This window comes from Cryomorpha ignava, from assembly GCF_010686655.1.
GTDB classification, from domain to species: Bacteria; Bacteroidota; Bacteroidia; order Flavobacteriales_D; family Cryomorphaceae; genus Cryomorpha; species Cryomorpha ignava.
Window position 1 is genome coordinate 20,767 of the sequence record NZ_JAAGVY010000012.1, and the last position, 23,474, is coordinate 44,240.

At 39.9% G+C, this 23,474-nt stretch carries 20 protein-coding genes; 3 read left to right on the forward strand and 17 right to left on the reverse strand.

Going from position 1 to position 23,474, the window contains the following annotated elements; all coding sequences use genetic code 11:
* Positions 1-135: 135 nt before the first annotated feature.
* The 3 genes from G3O08_RS08415 (at position 136) to G3O08_RS08425 (ending at position 4,386) form a co-directional block, all read left to right on the forward strand.
* Positions 136-1,314: an acyl-CoA dehydrogenase family protein gene (locus G3O08_RS08415; protein ID WP_163284839.1), complete on the forward strand. Its 1,179-nt coding sequence runs from the start codon at positions 136-138 to the stop codon at positions 1,312-1,314.
* A gap of 473 nt (positions 1,315-1,787) precedes the next feature.
* Positions 1,788-2,555: a hypothetical protein gene (locus G3O08_RS08420; protein WP_204336817.1), complete on the forward strand. Its 768-nt coding sequence runs from the start codon at positions 1,788-1,790 to the stop codon at positions 2,553-2,555.
* A 352-nt stretch (positions 2,556-2,907) separates the two neighbouring features.
* Positions 2,908-4,386 (forward strand): S1C family serine protease, encoded by a 1,479-nt coding sequence (locus G3O08_RS08425; protein WP_163284843.1) that lies wholly within the window; start codon positions 2,908-2,910, stop codon positions 4,384-4,386.
* Between the two features lie 101 nt (positions 4,387-4,487).
* Here the strand turns inward: G3O08_RS08425 and G3O08_RS08430 are convergent, their stop codons facing one another.
* From G3O08_RS08430 to G3O08_RS08505, 17 genes are all read right to left on the reverse strand, one after another.
* Positions 4,488-6,959, reverse strand: coding sequence for a TonB family protein (locus G3O08_RS08430; protein WP_163284845.1), 2,472 nt, complete (start codon positions 6,957-6,959; stop codon positions 4,488-4,490).
* A gap of 3 nt (positions 6,960-6,962) precedes the next feature.
* Positions 6,963-7,505, reverse strand: a complete 543-nt coding sequence (locus G3O08_RS08435) for an RNA polymerase sigma factor (protein WP_163284847.1) — start codon at positions 7,503-7,505, stop codon at positions 6,963-6,965.
* Positions 7,506-7,722: 217 nt separating this feature from the next.
* On the reverse strand, positions 7,723-8,337 hold the full coding sequence (locus G3O08_RS08440) for a nucleotidyl transferase AbiEii/AbiGii toxin family protein (protein WP_163284849.1): 615 nt from the start codon (positions 8,335-8,337) through the stop codon (positions 7,723-7,725).
* Positions 8,292-8,591, reverse strand: coding sequence for a DUF6922 domain-containing protein (locus G3O08_RS21850; protein ID WP_394352323.1), 300 nt, complete (start codon positions 8,589-8,591; stop codon positions 8,292-8,294). Before G3O08_RS21850 ends, G3O08_RS08440 begins: the two co-directional genes overlap by 46 nt.
* A complete protein-coding gene (locus G3O08_RS08445) occupies positions 8,576-8,800 on the reverse strand; it encodes a hypothetical protein (protein WP_163284851.1) in 225 nt (74 codons plus the stop codon). Before G3O08_RS08445 ends, G3O08_RS21850 begins: the two co-directional genes overlap by 16 nt.
* A 127-nt stretch (positions 8,801-8,927) precedes the next feature.
* Positions 8,928-9,473 carry a uroporphyrinogen-III synthase gene (locus tag G3O08_RS08450; protein ID WP_163284853.1) on the reverse strand — a complete coding sequence of 182 codons (546 nt, stop codon included), beginning with the start codon at positions 9,471-9,473 and terminating at the stop codon, positions 8,928-8,930.
* A gap of 110 nt (positions 9,474-9,583) precedes the next feature.
* Positions 9,584-10,492 carry a hydroxymethylbilane synthase gene (hemC, locus tag G3O08_RS08455; RefSeq protein WP_163284855.1) on the reverse strand — a complete coding sequence of 303 codons (909 nt, stop codon included), beginning with the start codon at positions 10,490-10,492 and terminating at the stop codon, positions 9,584-9,586.
* Positions 10,489-11,736, reverse strand: coding sequence for a glutamyl-tRNA reductase (hemA, locus tag G3O08_RS08460; RefSeq protein WP_163284857.1), 1,248 nt, complete (start codon positions 11,734-11,736; stop codon positions 10,489-10,491). The genes hemC and hemA overlap by 4 nt, the downstream gene beginning before the upstream one ends.
* Before the next feature lie 792 nt (positions 11,737-12,528).
* Positions 12,529-12,981 carry a hypothetical protein gene (locus G3O08_RS08465; RefSeq protein ID WP_163284859.1) on the reverse strand — a complete coding sequence of 151 codons (453 nt, stop codon included), beginning with the start codon at positions 12,979-12,981 and terminating at the stop codon, positions 12,529-12,531.
* 191 nt (positions 12,982-13,172) lie between these two features.
* Positions 13,173-13,595 carry a hypothetical protein gene (locus G3O08_RS08470; RefSeq protein WP_163284861.1) on the reverse strand — a complete coding sequence of 141 codons (423 nt, stop codon included), beginning with the start codon at positions 13,593-13,595 and terminating at the stop codon, positions 13,173-13,175.
* A 27-nt stretch (positions 13,596-13,622) separates the two neighbouring features.
* Positions 13,623-13,994, reverse strand: a complete 372-nt coding sequence (locus G3O08_RS08475; RefSeq protein ID WP_163284863.1) for a hypothetical protein — start codon at positions 13,992-13,994, stop codon at positions 13,623-13,625.
* A gap of 470 nt (positions 13,995-14,464) precedes the next feature.
* Positions 14,465-15,349 (reverse strand): ribonucleotide-diphosphate reductase subunit beta, encoded by an 885-nt coding sequence (locus G3O08_RS08480; protein WP_204336818.1) that lies wholly within the window; start codon positions 15,347-15,349, stop codon positions 14,465-14,467.
* A gap of 563 nt (positions 15,350-15,912) precedes the next feature.
* Positions 15,913-17,349 carry a SusD/RagB family nutrient-binding outer membrane lipoprotein gene (locus tag G3O08_RS08485; RefSeq protein WP_163284865.1) on the reverse strand — a complete coding sequence of 479 codons (1,437 nt, stop codon included), beginning with the start codon at positions 17,347-17,349 and terminating at the stop codon, positions 15,913-15,915.
* Positions 17,350-17,359: 10 nt separating this feature from the next.
* Positions 17,360-20,581: a SusC/RagA family TonB-linked outer membrane protein gene (locus tag G3O08_RS08490; protein WP_163284867.1), complete on the reverse strand. Its 3,222-nt coding sequence runs from the start codon at positions 20,579-20,581 to the stop codon at positions 17,360-17,362.
* A gap of 97 nt (positions 20,582-20,678) precedes the next feature.
* Entirely contained in the window at positions 20,679-21,674 is a 996-nt protein-coding gene (locus G3O08_RS08495) for a phosphotransferase (RefSeq protein ID WP_163284869.1), read from the reverse strand.
* A gap of 4 nt (positions 21,675-21,678) precedes the next feature.
* Positions 21,679-22,593 (reverse strand): nucleoside hydrolase, encoded by a 915-nt coding sequence (locus G3O08_RS08500; RefSeq protein WP_163284872.1) that lies wholly within the window; start codon positions 22,591-22,593, stop codon positions 21,679-21,681.
* Positions 22,594-22,738: 145 nt separating this feature from the next.
* The gene (locus G3O08_RS08505; RefSeq protein ID WP_317164048.1) at positions 22,739-23,467 is read right to left on the reverse strand and encodes an ABC transporter ATP-binding protein; all 729 of its coding nucleotides are present in this window, start codon (positions 23,465-23,467) and stop codon (positions 22,739-22,741) included.
* Positions 23,468-23,474 lie beyond the last annotated feature (7 nt).

A 23,474-nucleotide genomic window follows, 5' to 3' on the forward strand; every position in this document is an offset into this window, starting at 1 on the left:
AAAGAACTTCTTAGCTCCTCGTGTGTTTGGAATATGAGAAAACAGCAATTTGGATTAGGGAACAAACCAACTTTTTAAATTACCAAAGAATAATCAAACTCTGGTTCGTAACTTTGCACCCGAAAAATTAACACTATGCGTACAGACCAATATCAAGGACACGACTATTTTGACATGGATGACTTGCTTAGCGATGAGCATAAGCTGGTGAGAGAGACTGCCCGTGCATGGGTAAAGAAAGAAATGTCGCCTATTATTGAAGAATATTTTGAAAAAGGAACTTTTCCACGTCAGGTAATACCGGGTATGGCCGATATTGGCGCCTTTGGGCCCTATATCCCCGAAGAATATGGCGGCGCAGGCCTCGACCAGATTTCTTACGGAATAATTATGCAGGAATTAGAGCGTTGCGACAGCGGCTTACGCTCTACATCTTCTGTTCAAAGCTCGCTTGTAATGTATCCCATCTGGAAATACGGAAACGAAGAGCAACGCAAAAAATATCTTCCAAAACTCGCTACCGGTGAGCATATTGGATCATTCGGCCTTACCGAGCCAGATCATGGTTCGAATCCGGGTGGAATGGTAACAAATTTTAAAGATGCCGGCGATCATTACGTTCTTAACGGCGCAAAAATGTGGATTTCGAATTCTCCGTTTTGCGATATCGCTGTAGTTTGGGCAAAGAACGAAGAAGGCAGAATTCACGGATTGATTGTGGAACGTGGCATGGAAGGTTTTACCACACCCGAAACACATGGAAAATGGAGCCTTCGCGCCAGCAATACCGGCGAGCTTGTTTTTGATAATGTAAAAGTGCCTAAAGAAAATCTCCTTCCTAATAAATCTGGTCTTGGCGCACCACTTGGTTGCCTTGATAGCGCCCGCTACGGAATAGCTTGGGGAGCAATTGGTGCAGCACTTGACTGCTACGACTCAGCATTGCGTTACTCAAAAGAACGCATTCAGTTTGGGCGACCTATTGCCGGATTCCAGCTACAGCAAAAGAAACTTGCAGAGATGATTACCGAAATCACAAAAGCACAGTTGCTTACTTTCCGCCTTGGCCAATTGCGAAATGAAGGTCGTGCCACAAGCGCCCAAATCTCAATGGCGAAGCGAAATAACGTTGCTATGGCTCTTGACATTGCCCGCGAAGCCCGTCAAATTCACGGTGCAATGGGTATTACAAATGAGTATCCGATTATGCGCCACATGATGAATCTCGAGTCGGTTATCACCTATGAAGGAACGCACGATATTCACCTTTTGATTACCGGGTTGGATATTACTGGTGAGAGTGCTTTTACTTGATTTGAGTATTGGGTATTGTGTAGCCTCGTCGATTTATCGCGAGGCCGTCCATTGCGAGTATGGAGATAAGATTAAGATACCAAATCCATTTTTGATAAACATTTAAGCGCGGATTTTCAAAAGAAAATCCGAGCTTTCTTATGTGTTTACTTTCTTGGTGCGTATTAGGGTTATTTTCTTGACAAACAGCACTCTATTTATTAAGTTGAATAGAGGAAACGGCCGGGTTACTTTGCTATAGGCCTGAACGAGCTTCTTGGTGATCTAGAATTTAGCTAGCCTTCACACTTTTTTTGCATGCGTCGGCGTCACATTGCTTTCATTCATCTGCTAATCATTGTAAATTGGCTTTTTTTAGTATTTTCGTTGCCTGTAAAAGCGATTTCAATTTAGGAAGGCGTATCACCTGCTTCCCAAATAAAGGGTAATTCTTTTTAAATCAGAATATTAGAATCAAACAGTAAAAACTTAGAGTGAACTTAATTTACAAAATCTTATTGTTAATTTATTTTTTGACAATACCATTTTTGGGTAATTCTCAATTCTCCTATATTGGCGCCGGAGTAGCTTTGCGAACTACAATTATTAATAAACCTCAGCTTAAAGGTTTAGATAAAACCAAAACCAGGGCAACAACCTTTGAGATAAATGGAATGTACAGACCCCTAAGGTTTTTTGCAATAGGAGCTAACATTAGCATTCCCGTTAATGAAGCTACAAACTTCTCATTTGAGGAAGCAGAAACAAATTCTGGAAATCCTTTTAATGGATTTGGCTCGTCTGGCTTTGGTGCAAACAAGTATTCTGAATACATACCAGAAACATTTGAATATACAGTTGAGCAATCAATGGCTGTAACATTTAAAGCTCGTCTCTATGCTTTCATTAATAGCGGTTTATATTTCGACTTCAGGTTTTCTATAATGAGCTTGACAGAGAGTTTAATTATTGAAAGGGATGCCCAAGTAAATATTCCAGATATTGATATTAATGAGAGAGAACAAACAGGAGTATTTTTTCCTGGATTTGGAGTTGGACTTCACGAGCACCTTGGTAAGCATATTTTTATTGATTTAAGTGTCAATTTCGATTTTATGAATATTAAGAACGATGGTTTTACATCTGATGAAGTTGTATACACGGGGCCTGATAGTGATGTGTACGAAGTTACCTTTGAAGATTTAATTAGCGGTAAAAAGAATTCTCATGTGTTCCAATTCTCTCTTGGTTATATTTTTTAAACCCATGAGTATAGAATGGGTTATAAACTAATTGGAAAATATGCTTTGTTTTTTTGTTCTCAAATGCAGAACCTTTCATTATTCCATTCTAAAAAAAGACTTTTAAATGAACAGACTCTACTTATAGGTTTATTTTTAAAGACCTTATACTAAATCTATAATTGAATTTCGAAGGAATGAATAATAGCTTAAAATTCTTATCTTTTTCCTATGATTTTTTCGAATATAAAATACTCACTATTCGGATTTTGGCGCTTAGACGCACGCATATTTTTTTTACCGATCAAACTTTAAAGATTAAGTCTACGCTATGGAAAAGCTAAAGCTTTAACTATGCCTTTTAATATATAACATGAACAAATCAGCCCTCATTTTAATAGCTGTCTTCTTTACTCTTTCAGCCCAAGCACAATATCACTTTGACCTTTATTCAGTTCCCGATAGTGCTGCTGTGTTTATAAATGGCGATGAAACCTGCACAACACCTTGCAGGGTAAAATTTTATTGGAAAGACAATGTAGATGGTAAAATTATATTTACAGTAAAGGCTCCTGGGCGAGAAACCTGGAGTGATACTTTATTCGAGAAGCCGTTCAGATTCGATTTTCAAAAAACTGCTATACTTAAACACGAAGTTTCTAAATTAAAATTAGACTCGATCACCCCGGTTATAGGGTTTGACAAGTTGATTACTGAGTTTGAAGAAGGAACCAAAATTGGTACATTCCAGAAAAGTAAAAAAGAAATTCAAACGCTTAAATGGATTAACTCATACAAAATTGGCGATGATTCATTTACCCAAAAATTTTATGATGTACTCAGCGAGCAAGGATTTCAAACACCCTTCAATGGGAAAATAGTCCTATTTAAGAATGATCAAGATAAAATTCGCTTACCTCGGTATTTAGTGGGGGCTAAAATCACCGAATTTAAGTTGCAGCTAGAAAAAACCAAAGACTTAGAAGGAGACCACCAAATTAAGGGCTTTACAGTTATGGGTGTAGACTGGAAAGTGCTCGATAAAAAAACAAACAAAGTAGTTCTTACCTATTCGAATAAAAATATGCTACACTATAGGCTGTCTCATTACAATAGATATCCAGATAATTCATTGGTTTTTGAAGAAGCGCTATATGAATTTCTACGCAACAGCGAATTTTATGAATTAGTAAACAGTTCTGAAGTAAGTATTGATTACGCAATGATTGGCGATAGTGCAAGCAATATACAACGTGCTATAACCATTCCTACAATACCGGAGTTTGAAAAGCTAAGCGATATGATTAAATATGCCAACCCTGCGTGCGTTACCATTATAACAGATGGTGGTTTCGGAAGCGGTGTTGTAATAAATAGTGAGGGCTACGTTCTTTCTGCTTATCATGTTGTAGAGTCTGTAAATCAGATAGATGTCAAATTCTCAAATGGGCTTACGCTTAATGCAGACATTATAGCCTACGATTATGCAAATGACATTGTGCTGCTCGACATTAATGGTTCAGGTTTTCCAGCTTTGCCTGTTTCTATTGGCACAGAAGTTCCTTTGGGCGAAGAAGTAATTACCATTGGCACACCGGCAAGCATAGACCTTGGTCAAAGCATTGCCAAAGGACTTATAAGTGGAAAGAGATTGATAGAAGATCGCGTTTATTTGCAAGCTGATATTGCAGTAAGCCCTGGAAATAGCGGCGGGCCATTGCTGAACGCTCAAGGCGAAATAATAGGCATTGTGCAAAGCAAAATTGTGACGGAAGGTGTGGAAGGAATTGGGTTTGCATTGCCAATGGAAAAAGCTTTGGAGATGTTGAATTTAAGGGTGAAGGTGGAGTAGGGTCTGGACACAAAGTCAGTCTGAATGAGAATAATAAGCGCGGATTTTCAAATCAAAATCCGCGCTATTTTTTATGGTTGATTTTTATTTTTTGTTCTTCATCATTTTCTCAGCGTAAAGATTATAGGAAGATTGTATTGAACGGGAACGGCACTTCCTCTTTGGCGCCCTGGAGTCCAGTTCGGCATCTCGCCTATCACCCGAAGTGCTTCTGCATCGATGTCAGGACTCACGCTCCTTAGAATCCGTGGATTTCCGAGAGATCCATCTGCATCTATAACAAAAGTGACATATACTGTACCGCTAATGCCGTTGTTCTTTGCTTCCGCAGGATATGCAATATTCTCTTGTAGAAACTTCATCATAGCCTTATCGCCGCCAGGGAATGAAGGCATTTGTTCTACTATGGTAAATACCTGCTGTTCAATCAATTTTATACTGGTAGTATCAACCGGCAATCGTTCTTCAACTTCTACTGCCGTGCTCTGATTACAAGGAAAAGCTACCTCGCGAAGTTTAGAAATAACATCAGTAATTTCCTTTTGTCTTGCAACTTCGGCATTATAAGCCTCGGTCAATTTTCTCATTTCAATCCTTCTTGCTTCGCGCTTTTTCACTATTTCGCGTTGCTCTCTTTCCTGCCTTGCTTTATTCGCATTGATTTGGCCTAACCGATTCTTCAATCTTCCAAAATTCATTTCTACACCCAAAAGAGCAGTTTTTATTTCATCAATATCGGCAGAAGCCATTGCAAAGTGAATTTCGTTTTCAAGCTTGGAATCAAAATTTTTATAACCCCAGTTGTAGCCGTCGGGAGTTTGCTCTATTGCAAAAACATGGGAAACAGAATTTTTCGTTCGCTTTGGAAAGCGCGCACGATACTTTCCAGCATTTTTAACCAGACCTGTGTAGGTGTTGATTTCGCCCAACCATACGTTCACATCTGCATTTTCCGATTCGTTTTCTATCTCAATTGCAACTTCTCTGCTATTGTTCGTCAATTGTGGCATCATGTATTTGTCAATATTACCCCATCCGGCAGAAGCCCATTGCGTGGCGAATACATTAGACGAAGATTGCCTTACGGTTGATGGATTCAGGCTAGCCGGTAAACTTGATGAAAGCCCATCTCGTTTTGCAGCCAGCAATTCTAATTTCGTTTGGTTCTTCTCATTGTAATCTGCCGAAATTCGGTTGTGGATATCGCGCAACTCCTTTCGCCTTTTTACATAATAAGCTTGAAGCCGATCTGAATACAAAGCCGCATCTTTAATGTTTCCCAGATTCTGTTTTGCAAATTCTTCAAAAACCTTTTTCAGATTTCCGCCCGCTGCTTGCGCCACCAGCGCATCGCATACATAAAGGTCTTTATCCAAATCCCGAATGTAAATCTGAAGCAAGGCATCTCCGTTTTGCGCTTTATGGATTACTTTAATCCGTTCTTCAAATGCTTTTGTAGCTATGAACGAATTCTGAAATTTAGCCTTTTTAATAGTTTCGATCGATGCCGGATCAATGCCGCAATCTTGCAATACACCCGAAGCTGTTTCATCTACTCCAAGCAATTCGTCCGCTTTCGGTATTTCATTAAGGCCCCAATTTAAGGAATAGTACAAACTGTCAACAACGGTATTGGTTGTTTTTTCATAACTCAAAAAAGGCATGTTCGCAGAAACTTCATTGGCAAAGCCTTCCGGTAAAAAATCTAATTCAGAAAGCGGAACTGTAACTAAGAACTGCTCAAGTGGTTTTGGATCTACCCAGTTAATGCTGCCATCGGGTTTTACTTCACCCTGAAACAACCTCATTTCTGTGTCACTTTCAGGAGTTGGAATTTCAATATATAATGGTCTTTTGGGATTTATTTTTACCGGCCTTCCGTCGATGGTGGTTTCCGTATAAAACATTCCGCCCGATTCAAGCACAGACCCATTGCTAACAGTATGCAAGTTGTAGAGTACCATTTCTGAAACACCAAATGCTTCAACCAATAATAATTCTACTTCGCCGCGAAGCTCTTTTCCGGTTTCATCGATAAAAGCATTCTTAGGAACGATTATTAGCATGCCGTCTTTGCCAACTATCGTGGCGCCATCATCGCTTTTGAAACTAAACTTTTGAATATCAGGAGTGACGTACAATTTCTTTCCACCCAATTCAGATATTTTATTCCCATTTTGATCCATCAGTTCTTGAGAAAAGGAATCTACCCCTAAAATGTTTTCGCCACTTGTTGAGATTTCAGTTGAAACTTCGGTCTTAGTCGCTGATGTGTTATTCGATTCCTCCAAACTTTGGTTTGGCCAAAGTGCCCATGTGGTCAAGATTACAGCCAGCCCAATTAATCCAATAATTAGAGTGGAATTCATCCCACCTTTCCGACGAATAATATCAATCTTGGAACGCAATTCTTTTCGGTTTATCGCTTTACGCAATAATCTTACCTCAGCCAAAGTTTCAGCCAGTTCGCCGTTTGTAGTGAGTTCATTTTCAAACTCTTTCCGGTCTTGCGCATTCAATTCATTATTCAAATAAATTTCAACGCGTTCAATATTATTTAGTGCTAGTCTCATGGCTCAGGAGTTTTTTATAGAAGCAAGTTTTATGGCCTGCTCCATACATTTGTACTTTTGAGTTTTAGCAGAGTTCACACTCGAAAAACCCATCGCCACAGCGATATCCTTCATTGATTCCTTTCGGGAATAAAACCGGTTGAAAATCTCGCGGCAACGCTTTGAAATTTCATCCAGCACCTTCTCCAATGCCTTTGATTTTTCCTCTTTTTCTTCATGAATTCCTAATTCTTCATTGCTCAAAATCAAAGTGTCTTTCCACTCCAATTCCTTATTAGATTGTTTTTTACGCAGCTTGTTTTTCCATAGTAAGCGGTTTATGCCATATAGATAGGTCGTTAGTTTTGATGATAGCTCAAAAGATGGTTCGCTCACCTTTTCAATCAGCAATATCAATGAATCGTGAAATGTTTCTCGCGCCTCGCTTTTGCTTCCGCCAGATGCGGCTATCAAGGATTTGATTTTCGGGAATTCACGATACAAGTACCTGATTGGCTCATCTGTCTTACCAGAGCGTATTGATCCTATTATTTCTCGGTCGTTCATGCTTTTCTTTTCACTTTAATGTCGAGAAAGTGAAAAGGTAACCTTTGTTTTTTTGGAACAAAGGTTGAGCCAGAAATGTAATACCGAAAATAGAGCCATCATCTTGTTTAGCTGTAAGCTAAAGATTCAAGGCCTGATGTGATCATTTTCAAATTGAATGCTAGGCGAATACAATCGGTTTATACCGTTTAGGTGCACAGCAAAAAGATGGCTAAAACTATGAGAAGTACCCGTCAACTTCTTGAATTATTCTATTTTTAACATCGTTCCAAGTAACAGGTTTAAGCATTTTAGGCATTGGCTCAATATCTGCATCATTGAAGTAGGTAAGGCTCTTGGCGACTAAAAAATCAGACCCATCAGGAAATTTTGAATAATAATACTCAAACATTTGAGCCAACGACAAAGTTTTGAGTAGAAAGAACAGGTCGATAAAATCTTTTTTGGCTCCTCTACTTGTTATCGCCGATAATTTCATTGCAGCAATATCTTCAATTGAAGCTAAACGTATATTGTCAACCACTTCAACCGGTCTCAAAAAATCATATTGATATGTAACAAAATCAACCTTGATATCATCAATCAAAATATTTAATACTTTAGGGGAATGATTGATAATTTTTATTTTACCTAATGAGTCAATTTGGTCCAAGATAGGCGCAACTTCCAACTCTGAAAAAGCAAATAGATCTAAATCTACAGAAAGTCTATGACCAATTTGAAGAGCCAGAGCAGTTCCTCCAACAAGGCGAAAATTACTCAGATAATCAATTTCCTGAAGTCGCTTTAATAATTGTAGTGTTTCGGGATGGATTGTTGTATAATGTAACATCTGAAGTTTTTCTTATCGATACCGAAATAGGTACTAAAAAAATTGAGTGTCAAGGGGTCTAAATGCCGCATCTGAAGAATTTCGCCTTTAATAAACTCTAGACCGTAATATGCCTTAATTGTAGCCCAATCTTTAAGCGAACCCCTTTGAATAACACGCTGGATAATAAAACGAGCATTCTTTTCATAGTCGAGCGTCTCTGGGTCAATATCCCAAAATAAATTATCCGGTAAAGATTTTAAATCCTGTCCCATTCTCCACGCATCGATTTAGTGTGCTCTTTAAAGCTCATCGCATCCTCTTTCGTAAATACACCTTTGTATTTATCGGATAATTTCGCTTTTGAAGCACTTAAGTTTTCTTTGAGAATCTTAATCAGCTGCAGCGCTTCTAGCGCTTCTAGCTCTTGTATGAGCTTTAGCGTCTTTTTATTTGTCAACTGTATGGTAATTGTATTTTCCATAATTTAAAGTTAGTGAAATACCACAGATACTCCTCGATGCTTAGCATAAATATTTTAATAATCACCCAATCTATGCAAACAGAATTATCACCAAAACGAAAATAACTGTGATTGATTTTGCCAAAAGTCAAATATACATACTTTTCAATATCGCTCCCCAAATCCACTCTTCTAAAGGATGCTCAGCGCGAATTTTATTCAAAACTCCGCGCTTTTCCAAAGCCGTATCTGTCGTTTTACCAATAGCTACAACAACCTGATTTTCACCCAATTCATACAAATCAAGATAAGCATCAGCATTGCTCGGCGATGTGAAAATCAAATAATCAGCAGTGCTTTTTGAAATTTCTGGTGCAGATACATTTTCATAAAATTCCCACTCTATCAACTGATTTTCAGGAACTATTCCATGCATCCGCTTCAAACTTTTGTCGCTACAAGCCATTATTACCGTTTCAGTGGATGGTAGCATTTCGGCAAATTCATCAATACCTTCTTTCGGATCTGTTCCTTTTGGTAAAAATGAAACTTGCCAACCTTGCTCTTCTACGGCGCGTTCTGTTCCGGGGCCGATAACACCAATTTTAAATGTACTTGCATCAAATTTTTCGGCGAAGAGTTCAACGCCTGAAGGTGACAAAAAGAAAATCCAGTCGGCTTTTGGAAGGGTCAAATCACTTTTTAGACGAAGCGAAATACAAGATTGCTTTTCGATAGTAATAGTGTGCTTGCGCTCGAGTTCGGTGAAAAAATCTCCTAGATAATCGCGACTAAGAAATAGTGTTAAGCCAGAACTTTTTTTTTGAGTTGAGCCGCAGCTTTTTGAGCCAGACCGTCAGTCGTTTTAGCTTTAAGGAATACAGACGAAGGCATCTCGCCATAGCGTGGCGACATAATGGCGCGTAGCTCCACACCTTCGGCTGTTTCTATGCAATACGCACCAAGTGGCAATTGGCAACCGCCATCAAAAAGGTTGAGCACCTTGCGTTCTGTGGCCACCAAATTAGCAATTTTGGTATTGTGAAGGGCTTTTAGAATCTCTGCCAGCTCTGTGTCTGAAGATCTGATTTGGCAAGCCAAAGCACCTTGTGCAGGAGCCGGAATAAACTCACGTGGATCAAATTCGAAAGCATCCAAATCGCTAACATCCAGATTGAGTCGGTCGAGTCCAGCTTTCGCCAAAACAATTGCATCAAAATGTCCGTCGCGTAACTTTTGTACGCGAGTAGGAACGTTTCCACGAATGTCGTCAATTTCCAAATCGGGACGGTGAAGCGTCAACTGCATTTTTCGGCGGGCGCTCGAAGTACCAACTTTAATGTTTTTCTTCAACGTCCAGCGTTCATTGCTATCGGTAAAACCTTTGCGAATGAGCAAAATGTCAGCGGGATTGGCCCGGTTTAAAATGGCTGCAATACTTAAATCGTCAGGCTGATTTGTCTCCAAATCTTTAAAAGAATGCACAGCTAAATCGACTTGGTTTGCGAGCAAAGCTGTTTCAAGCTCTTTGGTAAAAAAGCCTTTGCCTTCCATCTTGTCAAAACTCAAGTGCTGAATAATATCGCCCTGTGTTTTAATGATTTGAATGCGGACTGCGTGTCCTTCTTTCTCAAGTAAATCTTTGATATAATTTGCCTGCCACAAGGCCAGGTCGCTCCCACGCGAACCAATTACGATTTCAGAATTTCTCACTTCGACTTATTCAACATGACTTCCTTGGCCATTTTCATGGGAACGGAAATATATTTTTTCTCCATATAGGCTATCACCTTGTCGAGCACTTCGCGCGATTCGGCATTCATCTCGCTTAGCTCTTTGGCATAAACGGTTCCTAAAGCAGTATCTCTAATTTCTTTAACTTTTTGGGGGATTTGACGCATTGCCAACTCCACTTCGCGATCTCTGTACATATCGTGAAACTCCATCAGCTTGGTATCTATAATCACTTCGCAATTTTTAATTTCACTCGATCGCTCTGCTAGATTCTTATCGGCAATGACCTTAAGCATAGCAATATCGATATACTTAAGGCTGGTTTCGGCTTTCGCCAAAACATCAGTTGAAACATCTCCTGGAATGGCAAGGTCGATGATTACTTTTCTGCTTTTTTCGCCTTGAGCTAGCGTATCATAAATTGCTTCTGTAAGAACCGGCTCACCAGAAGATGTGCAAGTAATACAAATATCAAATCCGGTGGTGTGGTTAGGAAGTTCGGTAAGGGCAGATGCTTTCGCTCCAACTTCATTGGCCAGAGCCACAGCTTTATCAACCGAACGATTGTAAATATGAATGTTCTTGTAGCCGTGCTTAGCCAAAAAGCGAATCATCGCTCTATTGGTTTTTCCGGCACCGATCATTACAATCCGACTGTCGGCGGGCATATTCAAATCACGCAAACGGTGAAAACCGAGAGAAACTACAGAAACCGGCTTTTTGAAAATGGCCGTTTCGGTAAAGATCAGCTTAGCTGTTTCGATTGTTTTGCGAATCAAGAGACGGATAAAATCGCCAGTAAGGCCAATTTTATGACAATCTTCGTACGATTTACGCACTTGAGTAATGATTTCGCGCTCGCCAATAACCATCGAATCGAGCGATGCACTCACCCGAAATAGGTGCTTCACACCATCATCGGCACGGTGAACTTCGGCTCCTTTTGTGATAAGATTGAAGTCGGTTTCTGATAAATCCAAATCCATTGCCGCCACAAGATCTTTGGCATCTATCTGATTTCCGGGACTTTGAACAACCAAAAACTCTACCCGATTGCAAGTAGAAAGGTACATAAGCTCATCAAGCTTAAGGGTCTTTTTTAGTGCGGTAAGTTTGTCCTGAATAAAATTTGGATCAATATGAAATTTACCCACCATCTCCAAAGGGAGAACCTTGTGGGTAAAGGCAAAAACCGAAAATCTTCTTAAAGCCTGTGTAATCATATTGACCACAAATTTCTATATAGAGTAATGATCTTGTGTCATGGAATTGTCAGAGCGCATTAGCGACGCTTATTTAGACGGATTTCAAATAGAGACAATGTTATCTTTAGATGGGAACTTGGGTGAGAAGTTACAAAATGAATTAGAGAATTAGTCCGATACGCAAGCACCCATAATCAATCAGAATCTTTTCAGTAAATTAGATTTACTTTTTAAACCGGTCATATCTGTAGAACTAATCACTCAATAAGTCTTTTACATAAATGCAAATTTTAGGTTTTCTTAGAAACCAGCCGTCATTAATGATCTCCCTATTAAGGAATTATGTTTACTCAAAGTTGAAAACTACTAACAGACAAAAAATTTATCGTAAATAATTGTAGGCACGGACTTAATTATCAGAGTATAACGAGCAATTATCAAGAAATTCTGATAACGTTAACGTTTCGATAAAATCATATTCATACGTCAGAACACCGTCAGCAATGAAAAATAATCTCCCCTTTCATACACTATCAAGATCTAACTTTTCGATGGGAATCTTTGAAAAATCAATATCAAAATATCCCTTAAATTTATATTTGTCATCTAAATCACGAATTATAGGTGAGATAATTTTACCCTTGTGATACGTAATGAAAGTGACTGATACATTGGACTTAACGCATTTATCATCTAACACTTGTAGCAAACCAATCTCGCAGGAGGGACAACTTGATTTCCCTAAAAAAATGAGTAATTGACATTTGTCAGAACTATAATCTTTATCAACTTTATTATTGCAACCGCTAGTTAGTAGGGCAATGAAAATTGCCGCAAAATAAAACCATTTGAAGTCGTATCGGTATTTAGAAACCATGCCTCATCATTTCTAAAATTAAATGTAATAACTTCTGATTTGAATTTACCGACATCCTGACGCGCCAAAACAGAATCTTCAAGCGTTATTTCTAAGCTTAGTTCATCAGAATTCTTATTTCGAATACAACGATAATGGTATTGACCTTTATCAAAAGTGTCAGAATTTGCAATAACGACCTCGTCGATTTCGGGATGATCATTAATTAGGCGAGTCATTTCGCCAGATTCAGAAAAAACTATAGTTTCATACTCGTTACAATATCGCTCCAGATCAACTCCATAGAAGGAGCCATAACTGGTTGTTAATTCCTTATCAGGAATGTCATGATAATAAGTAAGTGGTTCTGCTTTTAGTCTGAAGTTATTAAAAGAATCAATTTTCATTAACTCGGGTATTCTTTCCTTGTTGGCAGTAAAAGTTAAGTTTCATATTATCAGGCTTTCATCTTTCAGAACTTTAAAGGCTAAAATAGCACTCGGAATATTTGTTTCATGGGAGTTGAAATCGGTCAACGAAACGGAGAGTGAGCGCAGCATTTCCAATGATTTATCTGCTAAACTGAATTTTAGATATGTCAAAATTGTCTCATAAATTGAGCATCTTGCTCTTGGTATATAACATGATAGGGAAGAACTACTACAACAACCAGATGCAAACTATTTTCTGAGACATAGAAATTCTCAACGTAATAATTTAATGGCTCAGCGTATTCCCTACTCATAAACGGGTAAGTTGTATCGTTCTCAAAATGAAAATCTATCAATTCATCTACGATGTCAGCTTCATCTAAGCTGAAAAACAAGTTGGGATCTTCCCCTTTCGTTAGTTCGAATATATCTGAAAGATCACTCAAAAAAAATAATTTATCGTCAACAACTTGAGTACTTGGTCGCACGGTGAGGTTAACAGAATGAACCTGCTCTTGGATATAGTTTTCACCTAAAAATTTATCCTCTTTTCCTGAATTTGTACAGGAAAAGAGGATATAGATTAACAAAATGTTAAAACAAGATTTCAGCATTGACTAGTAAGCATCAAATAATTCATATTTCTTCGAATTGCCATCATCAATGGCATTTCCTACTCTTTTATTTGGTACTATTCTCTCAACACCATTCTCATTAAATATTACTGCAGGTAGATCTTTTTCTGGTATATCATATTGTGGCAGAACCTTATCAGTTACAATAATCATACAATATCCAGATACTGAGAGACAACTTACCCAACCATTACTTTCGCCTTCAAAAATCCCACCAATTATCTGAATCCCAACAGGCAGAATTTTATTACTATTAGGCGCAATGGTATTAGCGTGGAGCACCTCAGATTTTGTTAAGGACAAATCCTCATCATTCTCATTACTCCCCATTAAAAGAGGCATTGCACAAAGCAAAATAAACGTTTTAATTAATATATCGAACTATTTTAAAATAAGCCTACTCTAGGTTTTCGGCATCCCCATCTATACTTATTCCTCAAGTATCTTTCAGATTAATCAAGTATCTTTCAGAAACTCAAACATAAAAAAAAAAATTCGTAGTCATCCAACTTCAAGGTTTCATCTTCTTCTTATTATTTATATTATTTTAACATATTCCGGAGCTTATAATTTCGGTCAACCCACACCTAAAATTTACTACAAAATTTTAAATTAAAATTGAGCTGTTCCGAATTTAACAAATAAAAACCCCTTTCGAGATTATACTGTCAACTTTCAAATTTTGTCATTGCCATTATATGCCTAAAATATATTAACAAAACTATGAAATGTGCGTCACACACTATGTATAAAGGAGTTAACATTGTTTTAAGATTAGATTTAAATTCTTTTTACCTTAATGAATATCTCAATTAACTAGTATATTACTTTACCATAAAGTCGAATGGGTTCTTAGCATTATAAACCTTATCATTTCCAAGCTCAACGAGTAGTCTGTCGGCTACAAATTCAATGTATTGTTGCATCAATTCAGCGTTCATTCCAATAAGTTTGACCGGTATGGAATCAGTAACAAATTCTTTTTCGATTTCAACTGCGTCAGTTATGATTTTTTTCACCCGTTCTTTAGGGAGTTTATGCTGCAAGTGATCATTGTAAAGAAGACAGGCAAAGCCACAATGCAGACCTTCGTCGCGAGAAATAAGCTGATTTGAAAAGCTCAACCCGGGCATCAAGCCGCGGTTTTTAAGCCAGAATAGCGCACAAAAAGAACCCGAGAAGAAAATACCCTCAACTGCTGCAAATGCAACCAATCGTTCCGCAAAGCTTCCATTGTCTATCCAGTTCAGCGCCCAATCTGCTTTTTTCTTTACGCAATCAAGTGTTTCAATGGCATTGAATAGCATTTTCTTCTCAGCGGCATCTTTGATATACGTGTCAATCAGAAGCGAGTAGGTTTCAGAATGCATATTCTCCATCATTACCTGAAACCCGTAATAAAACTTGGCTTCGGTATATTGCACCTCCGAAAGAAAATTCTCGGCAAGATTCTCATTTACAATACCATCGCTTGCCGCAAAAAATGCCAGAACATATTTAATAAAGTGACGCTCATCATCGTTTAGCTTATTCTCCCAGTGGTCTAAATCCGGCTCCATATCAATTTCCTCTACAGTCCAAAAAGAAGCCACTGCTTGCTTATAGAATTTCCAAATATCGTGGTGAACGATTGGAAAAAGAACAAAACGATCTTTGTTTTCAGCCAAAATGGGCTCTATCTCACTGATTTCATTTGTCACTTCCGTCATGATTAAATTCTTAATTTTTACCTTTTCGTTAGAAAATTGAAAATTTCTAATATTTTCCAGCTACTAATGCTGGGTTTCAATCAAAAGTAACTGATTTATCCTTACCGAGTGTGGTTTTCGCTACTTCAGTGATCCATAAAGAACTGAAATATTCAAAATACGTTGCTGATTTTCACAATAACTAATACTCAAAACAAAATGAATCCGGTTTAGCACGCACCTGGCGGGCCGCCAGAAGAAAAAAGCCTCGCGGGACGCTAGCCTTGAAGCAGCCTTGGAATTCTATCTAAGTTGGCATACGAGCGAGTTTTTCGTTGAATTGATGGTTCCTGTTTTAACCGCAAAAACACTAAGATTTTACGCCAAGGTCGCAAAAAAAAATAGATTGTCATACGCCGTTTTACCATCCACAGCCTCGGTATTGAAGCGTCTTATAAACAACATCAAAAGAGCCCGAAGCTAAACGTCGAGCTCTCTTAAAAATTCAATAAATTAATATCGTCACTATAACTCATTACGCAATACGCAATACACAATACTCACTACTCAAAGCGCATAAAAACTTATTGCTCCCACCATCCCTTACTATTAATATCATCACCACCCATAGCTCCCGCAGCTTCGGCATAATTCGCTGCATTGGTCGCCTGCTCGCCTTCGGGATACAGATAGCGAACGGGATACATACCATTATTCAAATTGTCTGGCCCAGCAACAAGTGCGGGAATTCCGGTGCGGCGAATATTAAACCAGGCTTCGTGGCCGTTTGAAATCAAGCTCAACCATTTTTGAGTCATAATTTTAGTCAGGTTGTTCGTCCCGTCAAGCGCTACATTTTCACGCGTAAAATAATCACCGGGCAAACTGGTGTTGTAATATTCAAAGCTGGCACTGATACCGTTTTGGTAATAGGTTAGGGCATCTCCACCCAAAATTCCACGCTCGCAAGCTTCCGCTAAAGCAAATTGTAACTCAGCGTATTGCATAAACTGGCCATCAACTCCACCGGGTACATCCCTAAATATAGCGCCAAATAAACTCACATCGGAAAGGTCAATTCCTGAAGCAGCAATTGTTTCACGACTCTGGCCGTTTAGAATGCCATTAAATACGGGATTGCCTTCCAAAACACTATTCGATGTTGGTTTATAAAGCACATCAACTCTCGGATCTTCCCAAGCCGATAAAATAGAATCTACTGTAGTCGTCATTCTGTGTTCCTGATATAAACCAAGGCTACTGTTAAACATCGGCCATTGGTTTGGTGCAGAGCTCAAATAAGGCACCACTGCATTGTCCATATTTCCACGCATCAATCTATCTTCACTCACGAGCGTCTGCAACTGACCCGATACATCTACCCTGCCGCTTATCCTCAACAAATAGCGCACGCGAAGCGAATTTGCAAATCGAATCCATTGATCAAGGTCATTTCCAAACATCACATCCCCATCTATTGTAGCAGAAGTTTCATTGAGTGTCATAGCAGCATTCTGCAAAACAGCTAAAATGCCCAAATCCGGGTCGGTATAGATAAACTGCTGGGTATCGTATTTTGGCGTAATGTTGCCGTCAATAGCACCAATTGCTTCACTGTAAGGCACATTGCCCCACATATCTGTAAGCTGTGAGTACATAAAGCTGCTCATAATATCGCAAACAGCTACATAAGCCTCATTGCTGTTTTCGTTTTCTTTTATAGAACGAATATCTGTTTGCAAATGGTAAAGCGTATTCCAATAGGTGCTGTTAGAACCCATTTCATACCGATCAATTCGCTCAAACTCTACACTGGCAGCAAAATGCTCCAAATAATTAGCAAGCCTAAAGCCTTGATCAAACGTGTTTTTATCGGCAGCGACAGAAATCACATTTGCCAATAAAAATTGCGGGCGCACGTCTTCGGGCGCATTTGGGTTTTCGTTTATTTCGTCAAACTTATCGGTACAGCCCGTGGTAAATAACCCGATGGTGAAGAGTGCTAAAAATATCTTTTTCATAATCGTTGATTTAAAATTGGGTTTTAAGGCTAAAGCCAAAGCTTCGTGCAGATGGATAGGATGCATCTTCTACACCATACGTAAAATTGCGTCCCTGAATGGAGCTCAACTCTGGATCGAAATGCGGATTTTCTGTAAATAAAAGTAGGTTGCTTCCAATTAAACCAACTTCTATTTTTTGAAATCCTATCGACTTACAAACCTTCTCGGGAAGCGAGTAATAAATGCTTACTTGTCTCAATTTCAAGTACGAAGCACTGTAAAGTGAGCTGGCTTCGTTGCCACGGTCGTAGTAATTATTGTAATACTGACTTGCGGGAACTACCGTTGTGTTTGGAACATAAACAGGGCTTTCATCGTCGCCAATATTAACCACACCGTCACCCACAATTCCAGTTTCGCGACCTTCGAGTGTTTCTTTTAGTACGCCAGAATTACTTCCTAAAGCTTTGCTTCGCGAAACAATGGTACCACCCTTTCTCCAGTCGAATAGCACTCCAAGAGTGATGCCTCGGTAAGTAAATTGATTATTGAAACCAAGTGCGAAGTCCGGATTGTAATTGCCCAGCAAGCGGAGCGTTGCATCTTGCACAGGCAATCCATTGTCATTGTAGAGCGTTTTTCCATCTATTTCTACAAAACCGGTTCCGTACATATCGCCTACTCTACCTCCTTCTTTGGCTATATAAAATACAGTGTTTGAACCCCCCGCTCCGGCAAAAACACTCGCCTGGCCAGTAACGTATTGATCTACGCCTTCGGGGAGTTTCGTAACGACACTCTCAAAAGTGGAATAGTTAAGCGACGAAACCCATTGGAATTTTTCCTTGTCAATAATTCTGGCACTTACCATGGCTTCAAATCCACGGGTGCGCACTTCGCCACCATTTTCTACAATGTTGGTATATCCTGAAGCATCGGAAACCGGGCGCCCAATAATTTGATTTACACTCGTATTTTGATAGTAAGAGAAATCTGTTTGAATGCGATTATTCAAAAACCAAATTTCTGCACCAGCTTCGTAAGCGTTAAGACGCTCTGGTTTCAAGTTCGAATTTTTCAAAATATTCTCATTCGTCAAGCGAAAAGAAGACCCATAATTTTGGTTGAACCGAAAGGTATTATTCAACTGATATGGATCGGTATCGTTACCAACACTCGATGCACTAAATCGAACTTTTGCGTAAGACATCGGCTTTGGAAGCTCGTATGCATTGGAAATAACATATCCCAAACCGGCAGAATAATAAGCAAAAGAGTTATTATTATCAGGCAAGGTGCTGCTCCAATCGTTTCGTAAGGTTAAATCGAGATAGTAAACATCTTGATACGACACATTTCCAATTCCGTAAAGGCTATTTATGCGTTTCTCAAAAGTTTGGCTGGCTCCCGTAAGCGGAACCCGCGAATTTGCAAGGGTATAAACCCCTGGCACGGCGAGTTGGCCTGCTTCTGTGTATTGATAGTGAATGTCTTGATCCATCCGGTTTCCACCTGCCGAAACAGAGTATTTTACATCCTTATTTATCTGGTCTTTCCATGTCAACAAGAGATCAGAATTTATTTCACTAAACGAGACATTATCTTCGCGGTAGGCGCCAAAAGGCCTTCGATTCGTGCTGTATGCGCGTTTAAAAACACGGTTATCGGTATAGTTGTCAATCCCTGTTCTTACACGTAAGCTCAACTTTTCAGTGAATTCATAATTCGCGGAAGCATTACCCAAAATCCTATTTTTCTTAAAGCTATTTGTGTTTTCAAAAAGGGTGAGATAGGGATTTGTGAGCCAGAGATAATTTAAATCGAAATGCTGAACCCCTTCCTGACCGGCTTGCCAGTAATCCTTAAGTGCTTCAATATTGGTTTGGCGACCCGTCCAGTTAAATCCATACATCACATTTTCGTATCCAAAACCAACGGCAGGGCGGTTATCGCTGCGTGTGTAGATATAATCTGCAAAAACATCGACAGTCAACTTATCCGTCAAGTTTTGAGTCAGGCTCAAGGCAATTCCATCGCGATCGAGATCGGTATTTGGGATAACTCCCTTATTGCGAAAATTGGTGTAAGACAACCGCGCGCTTCCATTATCGCCATTTGACGTAACGGCAATATTGTTATTAAATGTTACCCCGGTTTCAAAGAAATTGCGAATATTATCAGGTCGCGAAATCCAGGGTGTTGGCGTAATGTCGGTATAAGATCCGTCAGCCCGGGTACGCGCAATTACATCGCCACCACGAACAATATTTCCATTTATATCAATTGATGGACTATCAAATTGCGCAATATTTAAACCTTGATCGAGCAATGGCCCGTAGCTGCTCAAGCCACCATCGTTTGTGCCGCCACCTGTTCCGTTTTGGAAAGCGTATTGTCCATTCGATCCACCACCGTATTTATTCTGATGATCGGGGAGTGTAAGCACGCGATCTATGGTTACCGAACTGCTGGTGGTGACGCCAATTCCGCGTTGTTCTTTCCCGCGTTTGGTAGAAATAAGCACAACACCATTTGACGCGCGCGTACCGTAAAGCGCGGCAGATCCCGGGCCTTTCAAAATCGTGATAGATTCCATATCGTCGGGACTTAATTCAGAAGCACCATTTCCAAAATCAACTTCGTGAATGTTGCCACCATCGTTAAACAAGTTGCTGGTAATAAGCTCATTGCTTATTGGCACCCCATCAACAACAAATAGCGGTTGATTGCGGCCGCTCAATGAATTCTCTCCGCGAATAATAATCCGCGAAGAAGATCCTACGCCAGAAGAGCCATTTGTAGTTTGCACCCCAGCCACTTGTCCGGCAAGGCTATTTACCACATTTGTCATTGGCACTTGGGTTATTTGCCTATTGTCAATTTTTGTAATTGCCGATGTAAGCGATTGCTTTTCACGGTCTATTCCCAAAGCGGTAACCACAAACTCATTCAGTTGCAAGGTGCTGGCATTGAGTGTAATTGAAGCGGGCATTTCGCCATTAGATACCGTTAAAGTCTTGTTTTCAAAACTGATAAATGAAATGCTAAGCGTGAAATCTGGCGTTGCACTTTTGATAGAAAATGCACCATTTGCATCTGATATAGCGTACTCTTCCGTGCCAGTTACGTTTACCGTCGCACCAGCTATCGGTAGGTTTTCCGCATCGAGCACGCGCGAATTGTAGGTTGAGCTTTGCGCAAATGCTGATGCGATTACAAGCTGGAATAGTAAGAGGAGAGTTAGTCTCATATAATATTGATTATTATCGGTTTATTTTGTAAATATCTTTAGGCATTTTGCCAATATTTTGAGCCGTAGCATGCACTTCGACTCCGCTCAGTGACCACTACGGCTGTACTCCCTTGAGTGTATTTCTTGCTTCTTCCATTAAATCTTTTCGCTTCTCAAGGTTTATTTCCAATGGCAATTGTGCCAATCCAAGCATTCTGCGCAAGATTTCTGCGGCGCTGTATTTTTCGGTAAGCACGCTGTCTATTTTGGCTTTCGCCGAATAGCGATTCATTACGAATTCAATGATTTCAGCCGATTGATCTGCCATTTTTAAATGGGCACACATTACACCAATATCAAATTCGGGATCACCAAAAAAGCAAAACTCGGGATCGATTATCTTAATGCCATCGGCCGTTTTAAGCCAACTTCCTGGAAAATAGTCACCGTGCAGAATTGCTGGGCCGTCAGCGAGATAGCGATCACCAAGTTCTTTTACTGCGACATGTAAGGATTTGTCGGCTTTAAAATCTTTGGCGAAAGCGGCAAGTCCGGGAAGGATTTCATCCAGATTAATCCCATTGTTTTCCAGATAGGGAATCACAAAAATATGCTCAAAATTCAAGAAGCGCATTTCTCTGTTTCTGATAGGGTTATTGACCTTTTTCACAGGAAAGGAAGCGTGGAGATCTGCTGCAAAATCAACAAGTATTTCCAAATCGGCTTGATCGATATTTTCTCCTTCTCGGTAAAGTCGTGAATAGTCAGAGCCTGCCCCCAAATCGTCCATTATCATCACGCTATTTTCCTTATCGAGACCAATTACATTTGGGGTCATCGCTTTGAGTGCAGCATTTCCAGAAAGGATTTCGTAAAACCTTGCTTCGCTCAAAACGCGCTCAACGGGAGCGGCCACTTGCGGGTATTTCTCAACAAAATCGCGGCTTTGCTTCACTATAAAACTGCGCTCACCGGTATCAACCCGAAGCGTAAAATTCATGTTTCCTTCACCGGGTTTTTCGATTTTAGCAATCTGCTCATCCGGCTTCAGCCAGCCCTGATTTTTCAGGTAAGCTTCAAGTTCGTTTTTATCTTTCAATAGTTTTTTCATGCGATTATGCGTTCAAACTTTTCATTAATTTCTCGTGGTATCCTTCTGCCACGTCGTAGCAATACGTTACCGGGTAACCCTGATTTTTATCGCAAAGCAGGTAGTCTTTAAAATCGTTTTCGTCACTCACCGTGTCGTTCGGGTGAATTTCGATTCTGGCATTTAGCTTTTCAGAAATAATGTCATTGGGATTGATAATGTAGTGGCTGGCAAGCACATCAAAAGGGTTAAATCCGTCGGCACCCTGATCTTTCCATTGTTGAAGCCAGTTCTTAGATTCACTGGCAAGCCACTTATTGCCGGCGTCTCCCGCAGCTTGTTGATCCAAATCATTTTGCTTGATCCATACCTTGCTCGAAATCTCAAACGGACAAAGCACTACTGCCACTTTATGCTGAAACATCAATCGAAACGACTCGACATCCATATCAAAATTGGCGTCTCCGGCATTGCGGCCTTTGTTGCCAATAGCAAAATTATCAGTTGGCTTCCGCCGACCCGCTACCAAAACCACTTCTTCGATTTTCGAACTTAATTCGGGATATTTCAAGAGCAGCAGACCCACATTTGTCGCCGGGCCAATAGCCATAATAATCAGCTTTTGATTTTTTAAGGCTTCCGCCAATGCTTCAACGGCTTCGTTTGTTTTGATCTTTCCAAGTTCTATTTTCTCGCCAGCTCCTTTGTAAACAGGAATTTTTTCGTAGGCAAATTCACTCGCCATTTTTTGGCAAAGCGGAAATGCATTCTTGATCGACGTATTTCCAAATACCGCCGAAATTCCATGGATTTTCACATTTTCTGCTCTGAACAATTGCAAAATCGCGTAGCCATCATCTACATCAGAATATCCGGGGCGATTTTCGCGCTCCATGCCTACCGATAAATCGCTGTCAATCCAAACGTGTTTTTTTGTCATTTTGCTTGTTGTTTTAAATCCGTTACGCCGTCGTGAGAGTTTATCACGCCCTTCAGCGTGACGTCTCGCGAGGGACTATCTTTTACATACGCACCCCCAAAAGGTCGTCGGGCGTCTCGCCCGGTTTCTATATTCAATTTTTCCATCACTTTCGCAGTGTTTCACGTTCCACTTTCCCCGGAATCAAATTCTCCCAAAACCCAATTTCATTTTGTACGCCCGTCACCGGATCATTGATAAAATCAGTTTTGTCCTTATACACCTTTAGTCTTCCACTCTGCATAAAGGCAATCTCGTCGCCCATCAAAATGGCTTCTTTCAAATCGTGGGTTACAAAAAGTGAAGTGATTTGATATTTCGCCGTAAGGCTCTTAAAAAACTCCTGCATGCGCTGCCGCGTTCCCGCATCTAAACTCCCAAATGGCTCGTCGAGAAGTAGTAGCGAAGGGCTGGTAATGATCGCTCGACCAAACGAAACCCGCTGCCGCTGTCCGCCAGAGAGTTGGTGCGGCATCTTGGTTTCCTGGCCATTTAGCTCTAGGCTTTCAACCATCGCATTTACTTTTTCCACGATTTCCTTTTCAGGAAATTTCTTGATGCGCAAGCCAAAAGCGATATTCTCAAAAATATTGAGATGCGGAAAAAGCAAATCTTCCTGATAGAGATACACCACATTTCGCTTGCCTGGTTTTACATTGTCAATATTTTTGCCGCCAAGGCTAATCGTTCCCGCATCGGCATTTTCAAGACCGGCAACAATCTTGAGCATGGTGGTTTTTCCACATCCCGATTTTCCCAAAATGCTTAGCGTTTTATGGGCATCGAGCGAGAAATTTAAATCTCTCACCACCGCTTCGTTATGGAAGCTTTTCACGATATTT